Origin of the sequence: Shewanella morhuae, from assembly GCF_900156405.1 — a bacterium.
Taxonomy (GTDB): domain Bacteria; phylum Pseudomonadota; class Gammaproteobacteria; order Enterobacterales; family Shewanellaceae; genus Shewanella; species Shewanella morhuae.
In genome coordinates, this window is sequence record NZ_FTNN01000002.1 from 3149 (window position 1) to 23851 (window position 20703).

16 protein-coding genes and 1 tRNA gene are annotated in these 20703 nt (G+C 44.8%); 8 read left to right on the top strand and 9 right to left on the bottom strand.

Annotated elements, in window-relative coordinates; all coding sequences use genetic code 11:
- The first annotated feature begins 4 nt into the window (after positions 1-4).
- From BW947_RS02405 to BW947_RS02435, 7 genes are all read left to right on the top strand, one after another.
- Positions 5-80: transfer RNA gene (locus BW947_RS02405), tRNA-Val, on the top strand.
- 947 nt (positions 81-1027) lie between these two features.
- Entirely contained in the window at positions 1028-2047 is a 1020-nt protein-coding gene (locus BW947_RS02410) for a TRAP transporter substrate-binding protein (RefSeq protein WP_076496734.1), read from the top strand.
- A 57-nt stretch (positions 2048-2104) separates the two neighbouring features.
- Positions 2105-2761, top strand: a complete 657-nt coding sequence (locus BW947_RS02415; RefSeq protein WP_076496735.1) for a TRAP transporter small permease — start codon at positions 2105-2107, stop codon at positions 2759-2761.
- A complete protein-coding gene (locus BW947_RS02420) occupies positions 2761-4158 on the top strand; it encodes a TRAP transporter large permease (RefSeq protein ID WP_076496736.1) in 1398 nt (465 codons plus the stop codon). Before BW947_RS02415 ends, BW947_RS02420 begins: the two co-directional genes overlap by 1 nt.
- A 145-nt stretch (positions 4159-4303) precedes the next feature.
- Positions 4304-6100, top strand: coding sequence for a sensor histidine kinase (locus tag BW947_RS02425; protein WP_076496737.1), 1797 nt, complete (start codon positions 4304-4306; stop codon positions 6098-6100).
- A 4-nt stretch (positions 6101-6104) separates the two neighbouring features.
- Entirely contained in the window at positions 6105-7484 is a 1380-nt protein-coding gene (locus BW947_RS02430) for a sigma-54-dependent transcriptional regulator (RefSeq protein WP_076496738.1), read from the top strand.
- A gap of 173 nt (positions 7485-7657) precedes the next feature.
- The gene (locus tag BW947_RS02435) at positions 7658-8173 is read left to right on the top strand and encodes a lipocalin family protein (RefSeq protein WP_076496739.1); all 516 of its coding nucleotides are present in this window, start codon (positions 7658-7660) and stop codon (positions 8171-8173) included.
- A 111-nt stretch (positions 8174-8284) separates the two neighbouring features.
- On the opposite strand, the gene BW947_RS02440 is transcribed toward BW947_RS02435, so the two are convergent.
- Entirely contained in the window at positions 8285-9877 is a 1593-nt protein-coding gene (locus BW947_RS02440) for an ABC-F family ATPase (protein ID WP_076496740.1), read from the bottom strand.
- A gap of 325 nt (positions 9878-10202) precedes the next feature.
- The gene (locus tag BW947_RS02445) at positions 10203-12437 is read right to left on the bottom strand and encodes a heavy metal translocating P-type ATPase (RefSeq protein ID WP_076496741.1); all 2235 of its coding nucleotides are present in this window, start codon (positions 12435-12437) and stop codon (positions 10203-10205) included.
- Positions 12438-12627: 190 nt separating this feature from the next.
- Between BW947_RS02445 and BW947_RS02450 the strand changes: the two genes are divergently transcribed.
- A complete protein-coding gene (locus tag BW947_RS02450; protein WP_076497064.1) occupies positions 12628-13077 on the top strand; it encodes a Cu(I)-responsive transcriptional regulator in 450 nt (149 codons plus the stop codon).
- Positions 13078-13109: 32 nt separating this feature from the next.
- On the opposite strand, the gene BW947_RS02455 is transcribed toward BW947_RS02450, so the two are convergent.
- From BW947_RS02455 to BW947_RS02485, 7 genes are all read right to left on the bottom strand, one after another.
- Positions 13110-15158, bottom strand: coding sequence for a S9 family peptidase (locus BW947_RS02455; protein WP_076496742.1), 2049 nt, complete (start codon positions 15156-15158; stop codon positions 13110-13112).
- Positions 15159-15223: 65 nt separating this feature from the next.
- Positions 15224-15478, bottom strand: coding sequence for a hypothetical protein (locus tag BW947_RS02460; RefSeq protein WP_076496743.1), 255 nt, complete (start codon positions 15476-15478; stop codon positions 15224-15226).
- 212 nt (positions 15479-15690) lie between these two features.
- On the bottom strand, positions 15691-16449 hold the full coding sequence (locus BW947_RS02465) for an SDR family oxidoreductase (RefSeq protein ID WP_076496744.1): 759 nt from the start codon (positions 16447-16449) through the stop codon (positions 15691-15693).
- A gap of 23 nt (positions 16450-16472) precedes the next feature.
- Positions 16473-17375, bottom strand: coding sequence for a 3-hydroxyisobutyrate dehydrogenase (gene mmsB / locus BW947_RS02470; RefSeq protein ID WP_076496745.1), 903 nt, complete (start codon positions 17373-17375; stop codon positions 16473-16475).
- Between the two features lie 119 nt (positions 17376-17494).
- Positions 17495-18661 (bottom strand): enoyl-CoA hydratase/isomerase family protein, encoded by a 1167-nt coding sequence (locus BW947_RS02475; protein ID WP_076496746.1) that lies wholly within the window; start codon positions 18659-18661, stop codon positions 17495-17497.
- A complete protein-coding gene (locus BW947_RS02480; RefSeq protein WP_076496747.1) occupies positions 18661-19434 on the bottom strand; it encodes an enoyl-CoA hydratase in 774 nt (257 codons plus the stop codon). The genes BW947_RS02475 and BW947_RS02480 overlap by 1 nt, the downstream gene beginning before the upstream one ends.
- Before the next feature lie 59 nt (positions 19435-19493).
- Positions 19494-20651 carry an acyl-CoA dehydrogenase family protein gene (locus BW947_RS02485; RefSeq protein WP_076496748.1) on the bottom strand — a complete coding sequence of 386 codons (1158 nt, stop codon included), beginning with the start codon at positions 20649-20651 and terminating at the stop codon, positions 19494-19496.
- Positions 20652-20703: the final 52 nt, after the last annotated feature.

Genomic DNA, 20703 nt, shown 5'->3' on the forward strand with positions numbered 1-20703 from the left:
CCCAGGTCGCTTAGCTCAGCTGGGAGAGCACCTCCCTTACAAGGAGGGGGTCACTGGTTCGAGCCCAGTAGCGACCACCATATTCACCTCGTTATAAATTTACTAACTAAACTATATTGACTACAAATAACTTAATGAATTGGATTGTATATTTCCTTTGAGGCATTCCAGAGCATGTTATCGCTGTACTAATCAACCTGCCCCTTTCTGTAGCACAACCGCTGAGTTAAAACCTCCACGCAGGTAATGAGTAAGGTCATTTAAGAGCTATTATCTAGCGATTACCTTAGGTATGTATGCTTAAGGTGTCAGGTGTCATACGATATAATCGATATTAGAATATATAAATCGTTACGCTAAATAACCTGAACTCGGGATAACGAGTGTCGAAAAATCTACATTTAACAAACTAGATCAATGCTATAAATAATTAGTTTGAAACGAGAAATCTATTTTCTGACTGAATGCGCAGATTTTTGCGCATATCAAGGCGCTCTGTAGTACGCCATAGCGAGCTATGGTTAGACAGAGCAACGCAAAGAGGCCTATTCAGCGGCTCTGCTTATCTCGAGCTCAGGTTAAATAGTCTGTAAGCTCACGATAATAACAGTTAGCAACTAATTATCAGCCTTTTCACTCTCCTCCCATAAAGCTACGCTCCTCAGGTTCAGCTGGCATCTTAGTACAATTTATTCGCATATTTTGATCTCTAAATAACAGCTTTTGCTGAATGAGTCGGCATCTTAAAATACGCTAAAGCAATGATGAATATTTGTTTTGGGTGGTTTCCCACCCAAAATACGCCTCACTGTGAGCGAGATCTCACCCAGTAAACAAAAAGTGTGACAAACATCAAATGAACTACACTTTAGCAACCAAACACTTACAGATTTTAGTGTAAGTTGGCGCGGTACTTGCTTTTAGTAAGACAGACCTCAGGGAAATCAAGGCTGTATTCCGACTCAAACTTGGTAACAAACTAACCAAGACTGAGGATAAATCCTAACAATAGAAAAAGGAACTCAAGATGACATTGAATCAACACACTGAATTCACTCGCCCACTTAAAACCCTCGTTAAGATGCTCGCCGTTGCTTCTGTATTCGCCAGTAGCTTTAACGTACTTGCTGCACCAGTTGAAATTAAGTTTTCGCATGTTGTTGCAGAAAATACTCCTAAAGGCCAAATGGCACTTAAATTTAAAGAACTCGTTGAACAACGCTTGCCGGGAGAATACACAGTAAACGTATTCCCTAACTCACAGTTATTTGGGGATAACAATGAGTTAGCAGCACTTCTACTAAATGATGTGCAATTTGTCGCACCGTCACTCTCAAAATTCGAACGTTACACCAAACGTTTGCAAGTATTTGATTTACCTTTTTTATTCAATGATATGGACGCTGTAAACCGTTTTCAACAAGGTGAAGCGGGTCAAACACTTCTAAACTCGATGACACGTAAAGGTGTCGTGGGTCTAGGTTATTTGCACAATGGTATGAAGCAGTTCTCTGCCAATACACCACTTAAAAACCCTTCTGATGCGAAAGGCTTAAAATTTCGCGTAATGGCATCAGATGTTCTAGCGGCTCAGTTTGATGCTGTTGGCGCCATTCCAGTGAAAAAGCCTTTCTCAGAAGTATTTACCCTGCTTCAAACCCGCGCTATCGATGGTCAAGAAAATACTTGGTCAAATACGTACTCACAGAAATTTTATGAAGTACAAAGCCAGATTACTGAAAGTAATCACGGTGTACTCGATTATATGGTCGTGACCTCAGATACTTTCTGGAAAGGTTTACCTGCTGACAAACGTAAGATCATCAAAGAATCTTTAGATGAATCTATCGCGTTAGGTAACAAGATTGCCGCTGAGAAAGATGATCAAGATAAGCAGTTAATTCTTGATTCTAAACGTTCACAATTAGTGACACTATCTCCAGCTGATCGCCAAAAGTGGATTGATGTAATGAAGCCTGTTTGGGCTAAGTTTGAAGACCAAATCGGTAAAGATGTGATTGATGCCGCTGTAGCTGCAAATAAATAATAATAACAAGCCGCTTAAACTCATTTGGGTTTAAGCGGTTATTTCAGTGAGGAAGTTATGGCTGTGATATCGCGAATATTTGGTTATTTTGAAGAGGGTGTACTGAATCTACTGATCACCTTGATGACATTGTTAGTATTTTCAGAAGTAATCGCACGATTTTTCTTTAATACGGGGTTTCTGTGGATCCAAGAGCTCACGTTAACCCTTTGCGGTTGGTTTGTGCTGTTTGGTATGTCCTACGGCGTAAAAGTCGGTGCACACATTGGAGTGGATGCCTTTGTTAAAAACTTAGCACCTCGAGCAAAAAAAATAACCGCTTTAATTACCGCCTCGGTCTGTATTATTTATTGTGGGCTGTTTTTAAAAGGCAGTTGGGATTATTTAAGCCAGATGTACCAAATTGGCGTGCCGATGGAAGATATTAATTTCCCGCAGTTTTTACTAAAAAGTCTCGATCCGGATTTTGCTTGGAACACTTTACGAATTGACGTAGAAGATGGCGCTGTGCCTATTTGGTTATCTCAAAGCATTCTGATTATTGGATTTATAATGTTGACGTGGCGTTTCGTCGAACTGTTTATTGGTATTTTACGTAACCAAATATCTGGCCTCCAATTTGCCGATGAAGCGAAAGAAAGTATGCATTTAATTGATGAAAGCGTTAAACAAGCCAATACCACTGTTATCTCTGACGAAAAGGAGATTAAATAATGGCTATTGCAACCCTATTCACCGCCCTATTTGTGTGTATGTTCCTCGGGATGCCCATCGCTATCGCGTTAGGTTTTTCTAGTATGCTCACGATATTATTTTTCTCTAATGACTCTTTAGCCTCAGTGGCACTTAAATTATATGAGTCTTCATCAGAGCATTACACTTTACTCGCGATCCCCTTTTTCATTTTATCATCCGCTTTTTTATCAACTGGTGGCGTAGCAAGACGAATTATTGATTTTGCAATGGACAGTATCGGACATGTCCGCGGTGGCTTAGCTATGGCATCCGTTATGGCGTGTATGCTGTTTGCCGCCGTATCGGGCTCATCTCCAGCCACTGTTGCCGCTATCGGTTCTATCGTGATTGTGGGCATGGTTAAAGCCGGTTACCCAGAAAAGTTTGCCGCTGGGGTTATCACGACCTCGGGCACACTCGGAATCTTAATTCCACCATCAATTGTCATGTTGGTATATGCGGCAGCGACAGAAGTGTCGGCAGCAAGAATGTTTATGGCAGGTTTAATCCCAGGCTTAATGATGGGATTTATACTGATGGTTGTTATCTACATAGTCGCACGTTTCAAAAACTTGCCTTCACGCCCTTTCCCTGGTTTTAAACAATTAGGTATTTCAAGTATTAAAGCCTTGGGTGGATTAGCACTCATCTTTATTGTATTAGGCTCTATCTATGGCGGCGTTGCGAGCCCTACAGAAGCATCGGCAGTAGCCTGTATGTATGCGTACTTTATTGCGGTGTTTGGTTATCGCGATATCGGCCCATTAAAAGATGTAGCTTGGCGTAATGACGGTGAAAATATCCTTAGCGCTAGCATGCGTAATTTAGGTTATATGGCCTTAGGTCTTATCAAAACGCCTATTAACAAAGATATACGTAACGTTGTTCGCGATGGCGCTAAGGTCAGTATCATGCTGCTGTTTATCATCGCTAACGCGATGCTGTTCGCGCATGTGTTAACGACAGAGCGCATCCCACATATCATTGCTGAGCATATTGTTAACATGGGCTTACCCGCTTGGGGATTCCTAATTATCGTTAACTTGCTGCTGCTTGCTGCCGGTAACTTTATGGAACCCTCTGCAATTGTGTTGATTATGGCGCCGATCCTCTTCCCTATCGCGACTCAGTTAGGCATAGATCCTATTCACTTAGGTATCATCATGGTGGTCAACATGGAGATAGGTATGCTCACGCCGCCAGTGGGACTCAACCTCTTTGTGACGGCGGGCATAACCGGACACAGTATTGGTTGGGTAATTAAATCGGTTCTGCCGTGGTTAGTATTGATGCTGGCTTTCTTGATTCTTATCACCTATGTGCCGCAAATTTCGCTTTTCTTACCTGAATGGCTCGATTCAATGCGTGGTTATTAGCCTACCGTTCAAGGGTTATGACATTAACCCTTGATTACAGATAATTTTTAAGCGAGCCTAAACGGGCTCGCTTTCTTTTTAAAGCAAACCGTATCCGATATTATACCAATCGTATTAATGCCCATGTTTTACCAGGATAGCCACCATGTTACCTATGACCTCTAAGGCTAAAAAACGCCTCTTTTTGACTGTAGTCCTGCTCGTTGGCTTATTTTTAACGCTAAAACTGACCTATTGGGTACATTTACATCAAGGTAAAATTGATATTCAAGCTCAATCAGAAAAACAACTGAAGGAGTTAATTAGCTTTCTTGACGGTGCATTGTCCCGCTACGAAAGTATTCCCCATGTACTGTCGACTAATCCTATGTTGGCTAGTGTTCTAAACGACCCAAAAAACTCTAGCAAGGTGCAAGATCTCAATCTATATCTAGAAGAAATTCAACATGTCACCGAAGCATCGGATATTTATCTTATCGATGAGCAAGGGGTCGCGATTGCCGCCAGTAACTGGCAACAGAGTTTCTCGTTCATCGGTAAGGACTATTCCTTTAGACCTTATTACACCGATGCAATTTCAGGTAATTTAGGCCGTTATTATGCCGTGGGTACCAGCTCTGATAAGCGCGGGTTTTACTTTTCTTATCCGATTTATCAGCAAGGTGGTAAAGGCATACTGGGCGCGATAATCGTTAAAGTGGATATTAGTGGTATCGAGCAACAAAGCACGAGTATTGCCATCGCGGGTCAATACCAATTTATGATTAGTGATCCCGAAGATATTGTGTTTATCTCCAGCATCGATGAATGGCGTTTAAAATCACTGACGCCACTCACCAAAATCAAACAACATACTATAGATACGTCAAAACGTTACGCTGAACGTCCTATTGGCGAGCTATTAATAAAGCCAGCCTATGAGAGTGATCGTCAAGCCATGATCTACCAACTGCAAACGGGCAAAGATCGTGAGCAATACATGGACAATCACCAACAAATGTCCAAAGCGGGTTGGCGAGTACATATATTTGCACCGATTAAGCCTTTAATGACATCTTTGCCAGCACTGATGCTACTTTCAGCCAGTATTTATCTGCTATTGGCATTAAGTATTTTATTTAGCGCCGAGCGTCGTCGTAACTTACACCGTATGAAATTGGCGCAGAGCCTATTAGAACAAAGAGTTGAAGAGCGTACTCAAGACTTACTGCAGGCTAACCATCAACTCAAAGACACTCAAGACGAGCTAATCCAAGCAGCAAAACTCACTGTAATAGGTAGCTTAGCTGCCAGTATTAACCATGAACTAAACCAACCTCTGGCGGCTATTCGCAGTTACGCCCAAAATACCCAAACCTTTCTAACCCGCAACATGCAAGATAAAGCTTTGGATAATATCAAAATTATTATTGAGCTAACCGACAGGCTGGCTGATATTGTGGGACAATTTAAAAGTTTTACCCGTAAAAGCCAAGGCACAGATAGCGCCACCGATATTAGCCGTTGTCTTAAACAAGCGCTGACCATAGTTCAGCCCGCAATAGATAAGCAAGGTGTTGAATTAGACGTGCAGTTACCCAGCAGTCAGTATCAGGTTTGGGGCGATAAGGTCAGACTACAACAAGTATTTGTCAATATTATGAGCAACGCCATTGTCGCGATGCAACAATCAGTTAAGCGCCATTTGATCATTCGAGTGACCTGCGAGGACAAGTTCTGTATCAGCATTCAAGACACAGGTCCTGGCGTGCGTGAAAGCCAAATCGAAAAAATATTTGAGCCCTACTTTACCACCAGTGAACGTCACGGCCTTGGCTTGGGTTTATCGATTTCACAGCGTATTATCGAATCCATGCAAGGCCAGATTAACGTGGCTAATGCCGAGGATGGCGGTGCCATTTTCCAGATTATTTTACCTATTTATTTGCTCGAGGAACGTTAGTCTCATGAGTGTGCTCAATTCGATCCAAGATTATTCTGTTCTCATCGTTGACGATGAGCCACACATCGGCACTGTTCTTGTTCAATTATTTGAACTCGAAGGCATCAAAGCAATTGCGACCACTGAACCTAAAGGTATCGCTAAGCTTTTGCATAAAGATTGGGCTGGCATGGTGATATCAGATGTCAACATGCCACACTTAGATGGCATCAGTTTAATGCAGCAAATCCGTCTACAAGACCCCGACTTGCCCGTTGTACTGCTCACAGGCTTTGGTGATATCGCTATGGCGGTTAATGCGTTAAAGCAAGGTGCCTATGATTTTCTTGAAAAACCCTTTAATAACGAACATATCCTCGACGTGGTAAAGCGCGCACTAGATAAACGTAGCTTGACCTTAGAAAACCGTAAACTCAAAAAGGATCTCCAAAGCCAGAGCGTGCCAGGGCCACGCATTTTAGGCAACAGTGTCGGCATTAACCGCATGCGCCATATTATTACTCAAGTGATAGACACCCCAGCCGACGTGTTAATTGAAGGCGAAACCGGTACAGGTAAAGAGCTCGTTGCCCGCTATTTACACGATCATAGTAGCCGTAACCAAGCTAACTTTGTTGCTATCAACTGTGGCGCTATCCCTGAAAACCTGATTGAAAGTGAACTTTTTGGCGCTGAAGCAGGCGCATTTACCGGTGTAGACAAGATGCGCATTGGTAAGTTTGAATATGCCAATGGCGGCACATTATTTTTAGATGAGATCGAAAGTACGCCACTGTCACTGCAAGTCAAACTACTACGAGTACTTGAGGATCGTAAGGTTGAGCGCTTAGGTTCAAATAAAAGCATCAATCTGGATATTCGCGTGATAGCGGCCACAAAAGTGGATTTAAAAAGCCTATGTGATACAGGGGAATTTCGTCAGGATTTATTGTATCGCTTAAATCTCGTGACAGTACCTATTCCGCCACTAAGAGATCGCCGTGAAGATATTCCATTGCTATTTCTGCATTTTGCCCGTGTTGCGTCAGCGCGCTATCACAAGGCGCTCATCGCCCTAAATGCCGAACAAAACGCCATACTCACCTCCCACGACTGGCCGGGTAATGTACGTGAGTTACGTAACCTAGCAGAACGCTTTGTACTATTAGGCGGAGAAGCGGCTTTTGCCGGCTCCTTGGGTAATACACCCAGTTTGCACTCCAGCATGTCCTTACTTCAAAGAGTCGAGTTTTTTGAGCGCGTATTGATTGAAGAAGCTCTCAGCCATAATAAAGGCAGCATTAAACTGACGATGGAACAACTTGAGCTACCGCGTAAAACGCTCTATGACAAAATGCGAAAATACGATTTAGACCGCAAGCAATACATTAATTCAGATGATTAAGCCAAGGCGTGTTTTGTATTATGTTTAATATCCATGATTACGTTACAGTACAAGGGTGTTAATCGATTGTTTATCGAGGAAAATAGTTTTTAGAAATGCGTCTAAACTCAGCGCTGCGACGACTAAAAACATGACACAAAGCGGCAAGGAACACTTTATACAGGGAGGCGAAATTGAGAAAATTATTATTAGTCATCAGTGTCTTTTTACTGAGCGGTTGCTTAGGCATGCCCAAATATGTTGAACCCGTAAATAATTTTGAGCTGAATCGATATCTGGGTAAATGGTACGAGATAGCACGATTAGATCATTCATTTGAAAGAGGATTAAGCCAAGTTAGCGCCGAATATAGCCTAAAAGATGATGGCGGCGTGATGGTGATTAACCGTGGTTTTTCAACCGAAAAAAATGCATGGAAAGAAGCCGAAGGTAAAGCCTATTTTGTTAATGGCGATAACGAAGGCTATTTAAAAGTCTCCTTCTTTGGGCCATTTTATGGCTCCTATGTGGTCTTTGAATTAGATCATGAAAACTACCAATATGCTTTTATATCGGGGCCAGACACAGATTATTTGTGGTTACTAGCAAAAACACCGACTGTGCCAGCAGAAGTGCTTAACAAGTTTGTTGAAATGTCAAAAGCGCGTGGGTTTAATACTGATGACTTAATTTACGTACAACAAAAATAATGCTGACTCATAACGAAAATTAAGCTGAAAGCTGAAAGCAGAAACAAAAACGCCGCAATTTATTGCGGCGTTTTTAGTTTAGCTCCGTGTATTATCACAGGCTAACAAGTTTTATAATTCAATCCCTTTACTGGCAAGGAACTCATCGTAATTACCTCTGAAATCATTCACGCCTTTGTGAGTCACTTCAAGAATACGGTTCGCCAGTGACGATACAAATGCACGGTCATGACTGACGAAAATCAATGTGCCTTCGTACATTTCTAACGCGTTGTTCAATGACTCAATCGATTCCATATCCATGTGGTTGGTCGGTTCATCGAGTACCAGAATGTTAGCTTTTTGCATGATGAGCTTGCCAAATAACATGCGGCCCTTCTCACCACCCGATAACACTTTGACTGACTTTTTAATGTCGTCAGATCCAAACAACATACGGCCTAAAATAGCACGTACTGATTGGTCGTCATCTTCAGGTTTGCGCCATTGGCTCATCCACTCGAACAAGGTCATTTCGTTTTCGAAATCAGACTCATGGTCCTGCGCATAATAACCAATATTTGCGTTTTCAGACCATTGAATCGTACCGCTATCCTGTGGGATATCATGGATCAAAGTTCGTAACAGCGTTGTTTTACCAACACCGTTTTCACCCAATACCGCAATGCGCTCACCCACTTCAACAATCAAGTTTAAGTCTTTGAATAGTGGCGTATCGTAGCCTTTAGTTAATTGCTCAACCACTAAGGCATTACGGAATAATTTCTTTTCTTGCTCAAAACGAATGAACGGGTTCACACGGCTAGAGGCTTTAATATCATCTAACTTAATTTTGTCGATTTGACGGGCACGTGATGTAGCCTGTTTCGCCTTAGATGCGTTCGCAGAGAAGCGCGCTACGAAGGTTTGCAGCTCAGAAATCTGGGCTTTTTTCTTAGCATTATCCGACAATAAACGCTCGCGAGCTTGAGTGGCAGCCTGCATGTATTCGTCGTAGTTACCAGGATAAACGCGCAGCTCGCCGTAATCTAAATCAGCCATATGGGTACAAACTGAGTTTAAGAAATATCTATCGTGCGAAATGATCACCATAGTGCTATTACGTTGATTCAGCATGTCCTGTAACCAACGAATAGTGTCGATATCCAAGTTGTTGGTAGGTTCGTCAAGTAGCAGCACATCAGGATCAGAAAACAACGCCTGCGCTAACAATACTCGTAGTTTCAAACCTGGAGCGATTTCTGACATCAAACCAAAATGGGTTTCTATGCTAATACCCACACCCAGCAGCAATTCGCCCGCACGAGATTCGGCGGTATAACCGTCCATCTCAGCAAAGTCCATCTCAAGGTTAGCCACGGTAATGCCGTCTTCTTCACTCATTTCAGGTAAAGAATAAATACGGTCACGCTCTTGCTTGACCTTCCACAGTTCGCGGTGGCCCATGATCACAGTATCAATCAGGTTGAATTCTTCATAACCAAACTGGTTCTGGCTTAATTTACCCAGACGCTCATTGACATCTAACGAGACGTTACCGCTGCTAGGGTCTAGATCACCACACAGGATCTTCATGAAGGTCGATTTACCACAGCCATTCGCGCCGATAAGACCGTAACGGTTACCTCCGCCAAATTTAACTGAGATGTTTTCAAACAGTGGCTTAGCGCCGAACTGCATGGTGATATTTGCTGTTGTGATCAAAATGAACTTCCAAATCGAGTAATGTTGGCCTAGCCAGCTGACGCCGCTTTAAATAAGCATAAACCTAATAACGCTATGCCGAAGGGGTAAAAATAAACGTGGCACTATAGCAGTTTGGGCTAAATTATCAACTACCAAGGCAGTATTAGCCTTTAACGCCAATACTGCCATTGCCGCTTAACATCGATATTAAGCAACTGAATACACTTAATCGATTAGCTTAACTTTCAATAATTTAGTTCGGGTTGTCTATAGTAAGACTCAGGCTAGTATCGCTTGGCGTCGAGAATAACGCTAACACCAAGACTGAACATTAATCGCCCGCTTATAACTTCTGTCGTCTTAAGCGATTAGCGTTAGTCACGACGGTTAACGAAGACAACGCCATAGCCGCCCCCGCGATCACAGGGCTCAATAACATACCGGTTAGCGGATAAAGCACACCTGCAGCAATGGGAATGCCTAAACTGTTATACACAAAGGCGCCAAATAGGTTTTGCTTAATATTGGTAATCGTTGCCCGCGACAGTGCCAATATGTGAGCAATCACGATTAACTGTGGTGATAACAAGGTCATATCCGCACTTTCTATCGCCACTTCAGTGCCAGAGCCCATCGCGATGCCCACATCGGCGCTCATTAAAGCTGGCGCATCGTTAATGCCATCACCTACCATAGCAACTACATGCCCTTGCTTTTGCAAATCCTGCACATGCTGTTGTTTTTGTTCTGGTAGTACACCGGCGATCACTTCACTAATCCCCACTTGGCTTGCCACGGCTTGCGCTGTTTGTGGGTTATCTCCGGTCAATAACACCACGCGAATACCACTTTGTAACATAGCTGCTATCGCCGCTTCTGCATCGGGTTTAATTGGATCGGCCAGTGCGATAGTGGCCACTAACGTACCTGCCCTTGCAACGTAAATGGGGGTTTTGCCTTGGTTAGCAAAACTCAAGGTTGCTTGCGGGTCTAACGCACTGCCATCGGGATTAACAATGTCTAATTCCGTCATCAAGGCAAGATTACCAATAGCAAAGTGAACACTATCAACTTCGCCAGTAATACCTTTACCTTGATGGTTAATAAAACTTTGGGTATCAGGTAATTGCGATAGCGATTCCTTGGCGTAATTGACAATAGCACTGGCCAATGGGTGCTCTGAATGTTGTTCAAGGCTAGCAATCGCACCGAGTAATTGCGCTTGTTCCGCATTATCTAGTGTTTGAACTAAGGTAAAGTCCGTCACTTGCGGTTTGCCTAACGTCACAGTGCCTGTTTTATCAAGCACAACGCAATCGACCTTACTTGCTGTTTGCAGTGCCTCACCATTTTTGACTAAGACGCCCATTTGAGCTGCGCGGCCAACGGCCACCATAATCGACATGGGGGTTGCCAGTCCAAGCGCACAAGGACAAGCAATAATCAGCACACTGGTCAATACCACTAGCGCATGACTCAAAGCTGGCTCTGGGCCCACAAAATACCAAATCGCGGCGGCAAGAAGGGCGATGATAACGACCGTAGGCACAAATACGGCTGAAACTTTATCGGCCAACCGACCTATGGGTAACTTAGAGGTTTGCGCCTGTTGTACCAACGCAATAATTTTGGCAAGTCTAGTATCCTGCTGGCCAGCTGTTACTCGATAAACCAAGCTGCCGTTCCCATTTACTGTACCTGCACTTAAGTTATCTCCGCGATTTTTAAGCACGGGAATAGGCTCGCCCGTCAACATGGCTTCATCTAATAGGGATTGCCCAGTTTCAACAACGCCATCGAGCGCCACTCTATCCCCAGGACGTAAGCGCAACTTATCGCCAAGTTTAAGCTGACTTATTTCAACCTGTTCATCGCCTTTGTCGCTGATACGGATAGCCGTAGTCGATTGTAATCCGAGTAATCTCTGTACTGCCTCGCTCGTTTTGCCACGCGCTTTGAGCTCAAATCCGTGGCCTAAGTTAATTAATCCTAAAATCATCACACTCGCTTCAAAATACACATGGCGAGTCTCGATGGGAAAAGCACTTGGCATAATCACCACCAGCATAGAATACGCCCATGCCGTAGTGGTACCGAGCACGATTAGGGTGTCCATATTAGTCGTTTTGGCTTTGAGTGCCCGCCACATACCTTGATAAAAATGCCCACCCGTCGTCACCAGTAAAGCCAACGTTACCAGTCCCATTATGCCCCAGCCAAGTTGCATACTCGGACTGTTGATCATCATTTCACCGCCCAGTAACCCCCATAACATCATAGGCATACCGACAGCGAGCGCCGCTATCGCTTGGCGCATTCGCAACCGATACTCAGCGGCATCTGCGATGCGTTTTTCTTCGGCGGCGGCCTTAGCATCAACCACCACCTGTGCGGGAAATCCCGCATTAGCCATCACAGCTAACGCGGTATCAACATTCATGTTGCCGTCTACCGTCACTTGCTTATCCGCGAGGTTAACGCGCGCCTCGACGCCCTCTTGAGCGGCAAGTGCTTTTTCAATTTTAGCAACGCAGCCTGCACAATTCATATTGGCAACATAGAGCCTGATCTGAGCCATAAAATATTCCTTAGTTGAACTTTTACGCGATAGGCTTAAGATAAAGTCTCCCATTAAGGGAGAGTCAAGCTTAAGTTGGCCGAATGTGACAGCACTAACAATTTACCATCAAAAGATCAGTAAAACGCTGTGTTAGCCCATCCTAGTGCTTAACGTCATGGCCGTAGTCATAGTTAAAATCGAGGTAGAAATGAAAATAGGTGAAGTGGCAAAACAAACGGGCTTAAGCGTTAAAAGTATCCGTTATTATCATGATATTGGTTTAGTCTGCGCCGAGCGAAATCAGGCAGGCTATCGGGTTTATCGCCATTCAGATATTGAGGCCCTTAAGTTTGTGCACCAATGCCGCGACTTAGGTTTTAGCTTAGAGGATTGCAAGTCATTGCTGGGTCTTAAGGGCAACGAAAGTCGTAATGCAGAAGATGTAAAACAGCTTACCCGCACTCATCTTGCCTATGTCGAGCAGCAAATTAGCAAGTTGCAGCAACTTAGGACGCAATTACAACATATGGTGACCCAATGCCAAGGTGGCGAACAACCCCACTGCGCCATTATTGATAGCCTAAGTCATACGCCACAAAAGGAAGAGAGCTTACAAGATACAACCTCTTCGTGTTGCCATAAAAACGCCGCAGAATAACAACGGCCAGTATCAACCACTGAAATTCTGGGTTATTGATGACTGGCACTGCTTGGCTTTAGCGCCGCAGCATTATCAAGTAGCAAGCTAGGTAATGTACCCGCAGGCGTAAAATGAAACACTTGTCCATAAAATGCCAGTTCAGTGTCTAAACTCGCCGCTTTATGCTCGGGTGTCCAGCCATCATGCGTCTGGTCTTCATAACTGATATAGGCTGTCGGCACCCTTTTGGCTTTTAAGGCGGCATAAATTTGTTGCGATTGTTGTGACGGTACAATTTGCCCCCTCAAACCTTGAATAATAAGTAAAGGTTCGTTTAATCCCTCAAGATGATAAAAAGGCGATCGCTCTCGATAACGCGCTTTATTCTCTGCATAGGGACCAATAAGTTGATCTAAATAGCCAGTCTCAAACTTATGAGTATTATTAACAAGCTGCTCAAAATCACTGATCCCTGCGTAACTCACGCCCGCTTGAAATACATCGTAAAAGGCTAAAGACGACATAACCGTTAGCCCCCCCCCGCTAATACCGCGAATCGCTAACTTTTGCGCATCGACCCAACCTTTAGCGACCACATATTGAGCCGCATTGACGACATCCTCCACGTCGGCTTGGCCCCACTTTCCATAGATACTTTGGCGATAGGCACGGCCAAAACCACTACTTCCACGAAAATTAACATCAAGTACCGCAAAACCACGGCTAGTCCAGAACTGGATATCACTACGATAAGCCAGACTCGCGCGCGCAGTCGGGCCGCCGTGCAACATCACAATTAATGGCGGTCGAGTATCATGGGGGGCGATATAATTGGGGTTAACGGGCCCATAAAAATAACCGTAGGCTTGCTGATGATTACCGGTTTCAAAGGTAATGTTTTTCGCCCGTGAAATGAAATTAGGATCAAGCTTGGCTAAGTTGGGGCTATAAACCAACTCTGTGCCGCGGCCAATCACTTTATAAATGCCCTTCTCAGGGGTAGCCTTAGCGCCGACAAAATAAACGCCATCTTCCCCCTTTGTAACTTGGGTTATTTCACCAAAGTCGACGGCTAAAGATTCAACCAAGCCAGAATCCAAATGCAACCGAATTAACGCCGCCTGACTCCCCAACATATAGCTGGCAATAATCGTGTTTTCGGATTCAAAGGCATAGTTATGATTACCTAAATACCAATCAGCCACTGCAAATTCGGCACTTTTGCTCAGTACAGGGGCTAAGGTATTTTTCGGCGTAACACGATAGATATTCCACCAATCGCTCATATCCGAGACGACATAGAGTTGCCCATCAGGACTGAATAATGGTTGAGATACAGAAGAATCTGTCGGCGTATTGATCTTATGGATATTGCGTAGCTGACCTTTACGGTCAAGATCTCCAAGCCAGAGAACGCTGTTATCCCATGGCATGTAGGGGTGTTCCCATGTGATCCATGCAAGCTTCGAGTTATCGGGCGAAATGGCTGGCGCTGAGATAAAATCATGGTCCGAGACAAGCGTGTCACCTTCTTTGGCAAAATTGAGGTTAATGGTCACTAAACTGGCTTTAGGTTCACCCGCTTGACGATGATCTTCACGCACACAGATAATTCGCGAACCCTTAGGATAAGCAACACAGTCGGCATGGCGAGTACCATTTGGGGTTAACGCTAATGACGGTTGGTTAGGCGCAAAACGATAAAATAATTGATCGTTCGCCTTCGTGACAAATAAACTCTGGCCAATGCCTAAAAAGGCGGCTCCGCCATATTCATGTACGGTAGATTTAACATTAAAACTCGAAGGCACCACCTCAATGATATTACCTTGCTTATTGAGCTGCTTAATGCCAACTTGCCCCTGCTGTTCGCCATTGGATTCTGCAAAATACAGCATGCCTGCCACGCTTTGCAATTCAATCACGCTATCGGACTGTTGAAATACATTCGCCGCCGATAAAGGAGAAGCCCAGCTGCCATAAGAGGCGATGATCGGCGTGTCATTATCACTAGGGCGTGACACCTGCTCGTTAGAAGGCTCGCATCCGCTCAAACATAACAAGCCAGCCAAGAGGTATAAGTATCGATATAACCCCATTGTTTCTCTCCAATGTTTGCTTACAGCGCAAACCGAAACAAAAAATATGAACGTGCAAAAACAGATTATTTTTTAAATGGATTTTTACATTTTTTAAAAAACCAATGCACGACTTGCGCTTGCTGTGTCTGAGTCAAACCAAAATAAATGCATATCCAAGGTGAGAGTAGGAAAAACCAAGGAATGACTGCCACAGAACGGCCACTGAAAAGCAAAAAAAAGAACCCACAATAAATCACAATAAGCCCTAAAATACCGACAATCAGCATCATGCGTTTCGTTATCTTCTCAAGCCAGAGGGCTTTATGCTGCCAAGACATGCGGATGTTAAGCTCCATGACATACAATAAACCAGTTTATTGTATGGTGTAAAAAGTGGATGGCGATTGTTTAAGGTTAACCAGTAAATGTCAACTCTAACAACAAGGAACAACCCGCTGCGATAGTCGCTATTATCTTGGCTTTACACATAAAAAACCGAGCTTAGGCTCGGTTTTTATTCATCTCGATGAGATATGAATCATCAATATGCTTACAGGCGAATACCGCCATCAATTTCAAATACACGACCATTCACATAATCGTTTTCAATAATAAAACGCACGGTTAAAGCGATTTCTTCAGCATGACCAAGGCGGCCAACGGGGATTAACTTCTCTAAACGCTCTAACGCTTCGGGTTTCATTGCAGCAGTCATTTCGGTTGCAATCACGCCTGGCGCAACGGCAGCGCTACGAATATTGTGACGTGCCAGCTCTTTTGCCCAGCCAACCGACATAGCCGCAACGCCCGCTTTAGAGGCCGCATAGTTTGATTGCCCCATATTACCCGCTTTAGCTAAGCTAGAGATATTCACTATTACCCCTGCTTGGCCGGATTCAATCATAGCGGCGGCGGCTTCACGACCACACAAGAAACTCCCCGTCAAATTAACATTGATAACCGATTGGAACTGCTCCAGTGACATACGGTCAGTGACTTTGCCGTCTTTGGCTTTGACCAACATACCATCACGTAAAATCCCGGCATTATTGACCAGTACGTTAACTTGACCAAAGTCTTCTAAAATATAGGCGAACCCAGCAACCACATCTTCTTCATCAGTAATATCTAAGGCATAACCTTGGACTTCAGTGTCTGAACCTAGCTCAGCACAAGCTCGCTCGAGTTTGTCTTGATCCACATCGATAAGTGCTATTTTAGCGCCTGCCTGTGCAAAATTTTGTGCCATTGCTAGGCCTAAACCACCCGCGCCGCCAGTAATGACGACAACCTTATCTTTTAAATCCATCTGGTTATCCCTTGTTCTAATGTTTATTTTTTAAGTGGTGCAAATTGTTCAAAAATACTGGAAAAATCTCGACGACCATTACCTTGTCTTGCATGATTAACATACAAGCTACGGGCTAAGGCGCCCATTGGCGTACTAGAATTGCTCAGTAATGCCGCTTCTTGCGATAAACCGAGATCTTTAACCATCAAATCTACCATAAAGCCGCCCTCATAGCCCTTAGAAGAAGGTACCGTTTCCATCACACCTGGGCAGGGATTGTACTTCTCTAACGTCCAATTACCACCACTACTGACCTTCATGATGTCCGATAACACCTTAGGATCTAGACCATGGTCAACGCCCATTTGCAACGCTTCAGACGTGCCAACCATCAACACGGATAACAGCATGTTATTGCAAATTTTAGCGACTTGCCCCGCACCCGCACCGCCGGCATGGAATATGTTCATCCCCATGGCTTTTAATACGGGCTGCGCGCGCTCAAACGCCGCATCGGAGCCGCCACAAATGAAGGTTAAACTGCCAGCAGCGGCACCTGCTGTGCCACCTGAAACCGGCGCATCCATAAATTCGATACCACTTTTTGCCGCCTCAGCCGCGACTAATTGCGCACTTTGCGCATCGATGGTGGAGCAATCGATCAGTAAAGTATCGCCAGCAACCACGTCAAGCAGACCTTTGTCTGAACCATTGCCTAAATATAAATTTTTCACATGCTTACCCGCAGGTAACATAGTGATTACTACGCTTGCGCCCGCTGCAGCACCGCAAGCGGTACTCGATACAAAAGCTCCTTGGTCAGCAAGACTTTTCATCGCTTCGGGGACTAAATCGAATACACGAACGGTCATGCCCGCTTTTAATAAATTGGCCGCCATTGGGCCGCCCATATTGCCAAGACCAATAAATGCGACTGTACTCATGCTGACACTCCTGTGTGCTGTTCTTTTTTATATGGTGGTAATGTTGTCACTACCACAGAGTAAAACGCGCATGGCTGAGTTTAATTTGTATAAACTCAGCTATTAAATCAATTCAACGCTTAGCTTAATTGATTGAAGGGATGCGACTCGCCCCACGGTGACGTTAATATTTGCTCAATGACGGCGGCAGGCACAGAATCAACATCCTTAAAGCGCCACTGGGGTTGCTTGTCTTTATCTATCAACAATGCCCGCACGCCTTCACAGAAATCACCGTGAGCACACACATTGACGCTGGCGGTTAATTCCCATTTAAAACATTGGGCTAAGCTTAACTTAGTGCCAAGTTGCGCTTGGCTATAAGCCAAATGCCAGCTAATAGGGCTGCCCGCAAGGAAAGTATCTCTCGCCTTCATTAACCAAGTATCATCAGACACCAGAGTCGACATTCGCGTGACGATATCCGCTAAACTGCCCGCCATGAGTCTATCGATAATGTCTTGGCTGTCAGCCAATATGCTATCGCCCTTAGGAATATCGACTTGATTAGATAACTCGTTGATCATGCTGTCTAAACGTTGATGGTTGAGCGCCGCTGTATCGCTCCAATCTAAGGTTGCCATGGCATCAAACATTAGCTCTTTGTCGTCACGATTCAAATAATGATCTGCAAGGCCAACATAACAGGCATCGGCAGCCTTCATGTTATAGGCGGTGAGCCCTAAAAATAGCCCCATTTTACCTGGCATGCGGTTAAGAAAATAACTGCCGCCCACATCGGGATAGAGCCCAATCGACACTTCAGGCATAGCAATCCGCGATGTTTCAGTAACAACTCTGTGGCTGCCTCCGGCCATCAAACCGAGTCCGCCACCCATCACAATGCCATCGCCCCACACCAATACAGGTTTGCCATAGGTATGTAGTAGATAATCGAGGCGATATTCCTCCTCGAAAAAAACTTTCGCTTCTTCAGTCACTTCTCCCTTAGTGGCAATGGAAGCGTGGTATAGCGCACGCACATCGCCACCAGCACAAAAGGCCTTCTCACCGCTACCATCCAACACAATACAGGCGATAAGCGCGTCTTTCTTCCACAGACTAAGCTGCGCCGTCATTGCGCGCACCATGTCTAAATCTAAGGCGTTGAGGGCTTTCTCTACATTGAGTGTGACCACCCCAACCAACTTGCCTGAGGCGGTGGCTAAGGTTTGGAACACCACGTTTTGCGTGGTCGTGGCCGGATGTGCGGCACTGCTTGATGCGTTATCTACTACATTAGTCATTAGCGGTTCTTCCAATCAGCTTTACGTTTACCCAAAAACGCGTTTACGCCTTCGGCCTGATCTTCGGTATCAAATAATCCGACAAATAATTCACGTTCAATTGGCAACGCTTGATTGCGTGGCATAGTACGACCGGCTTGAATCAGTGTCTTGCACGCTGTTACGCTGCTTGGGCTTTGATTAGCCACCTTAGCGGCTAACGCTATCGCAGCATTAAGTGCCTCGCCAGTTTCGACGACTTCTTCGACTAAACGTAAACCCAATGCTTTGGTCGCATCAATACGCTCACCGCATAAAATCATCCGCTTAGCCCAACCTTCACCGACTAATGCAGTCAAATTTTGGGTGCCGCCCGCACAGGGTAATAAGCCAACGGTCGCCTCAGGCAATGCCATAACAGCTTGGGTTTCTGCGATACGAATATCGCAAGCCAATGCCACTTCTAAGCCGCCGCCCATGGCGTAACCGTTAATGGCTGCAATCGACACACCGCGAAATTGACTTAAGGTTTCAAAGGCTTCACCAAAATGCTTAGCCATAGCCGCGGCATTGTCTTTATTTCCGTCGCTAAATAGCTTTAAGTCAGCACCAGCAGAAAAGAACTTTTGCCCTTCACCTGTTAACACTAAAGCATAAATGTCTTTATTGGCATTGAGCGCCAGCACTTTGGCTTTAAGCGCCTGCAAACTCTCAGCGGTCCAAGTGTTTGCCGGTGGATTATTCATCGTCAGTATGGCCGTATGGCCTTCGATGCGTTCAACTAAATATTCCATCTGTTTAGACTCCTTTTATGTTATCGCCTACCGATAATCCACGCATCTTACGAGCTGATTTACAGAATTTGCCCTGCATTTTCATCGAGTAAACGACGGGCGATAATCAAGCGCATAATTTCGTTGGTGCCTTCTAAAATCTGGTGTACACGCACATCACGGAAATGACGTTCTAGTGGGTACTCCCTTATATAACCATATCCGCCATGAATTTGCAGCGCTGCATCGCAAACCTGAAAACCCACATCGGTGGCAAAACGTTTCGCCATGGCGCAATAAGCCGTGGCTTCTGGATCGCCACTATCTAATTTAAAAGCAGCAAGACGCACAATTTGGCGCGCTGCAACTAGTTCAGTGGCCATATCGGCGAGCTTGAATTGCAAGGCTTGGAAAGCTGCTAACGGCTTACCGAATTGCTGGCGCTCATTCATATATTGAGTGGCACGCTCAAGTGCAGCTTGCGCTGTGCCCACTGAACAGGTTGCAATATTAATGCGACCGCCATCTAAGCCTTTCATTGCAAAGGTAAAGCCTTGGCCTTCTTCGCCAAGTAAATTAGCCACTGGTACGCGCACGTTTTCAAAGGTAATTTGGCGCGTAGGCTGGGCATTCCAACCCATTTTATCTTCTGCTTTACCATAAATAACGCCTGCGGCGTCGGCTGGAATGGCAATGGCTGATATTCCCTTTGGCCCCGCTTGTCCTGTGCGGCACATCACCACGAGTAACTCTGTGGCGCCTGCTCCAGAGATAAACACTTTAGAGCCAGAAATCACATATTCATCACCGTCACGTACAGCTTTAGTTTGTAATGAGGCGGCGTCCGATCCTGCGCCCGGCTCAGTCAAACAATATGACGCTAACATCTGCCCTGTGGTCAACGGTTCAGACCATGTCTGACGCAGGGTTTCAGTCCCCCAAGTCGTCACCATCCAAGTGGCCATATTGTGAATGGTTAACATGGCAGTCGTCGCCGTGCAGCCTTTGGCGAGCTCTTCAAAAATAATCGACGCATCGAGGCGCGATAATCCCATACCGCCTTCAGATTCAGGCGAATAGAGCGAGCAAAAACCGAGTTCACCGGCTTTTTGGATCACATCTTTCGGAAAATGATGTTCTTCATCCCATTTTGCAGCAAACGGGGTTAACTCTTCTGCGGCAAACTGGCGCGCAAGTTCAGCAAATTGACGTTGGTCATCGTTGAAATTAAAGTCCATTTAGTTCTCCTATGACTCTGTGGCCACTTATTTTATTTAATAGACTGGCGCC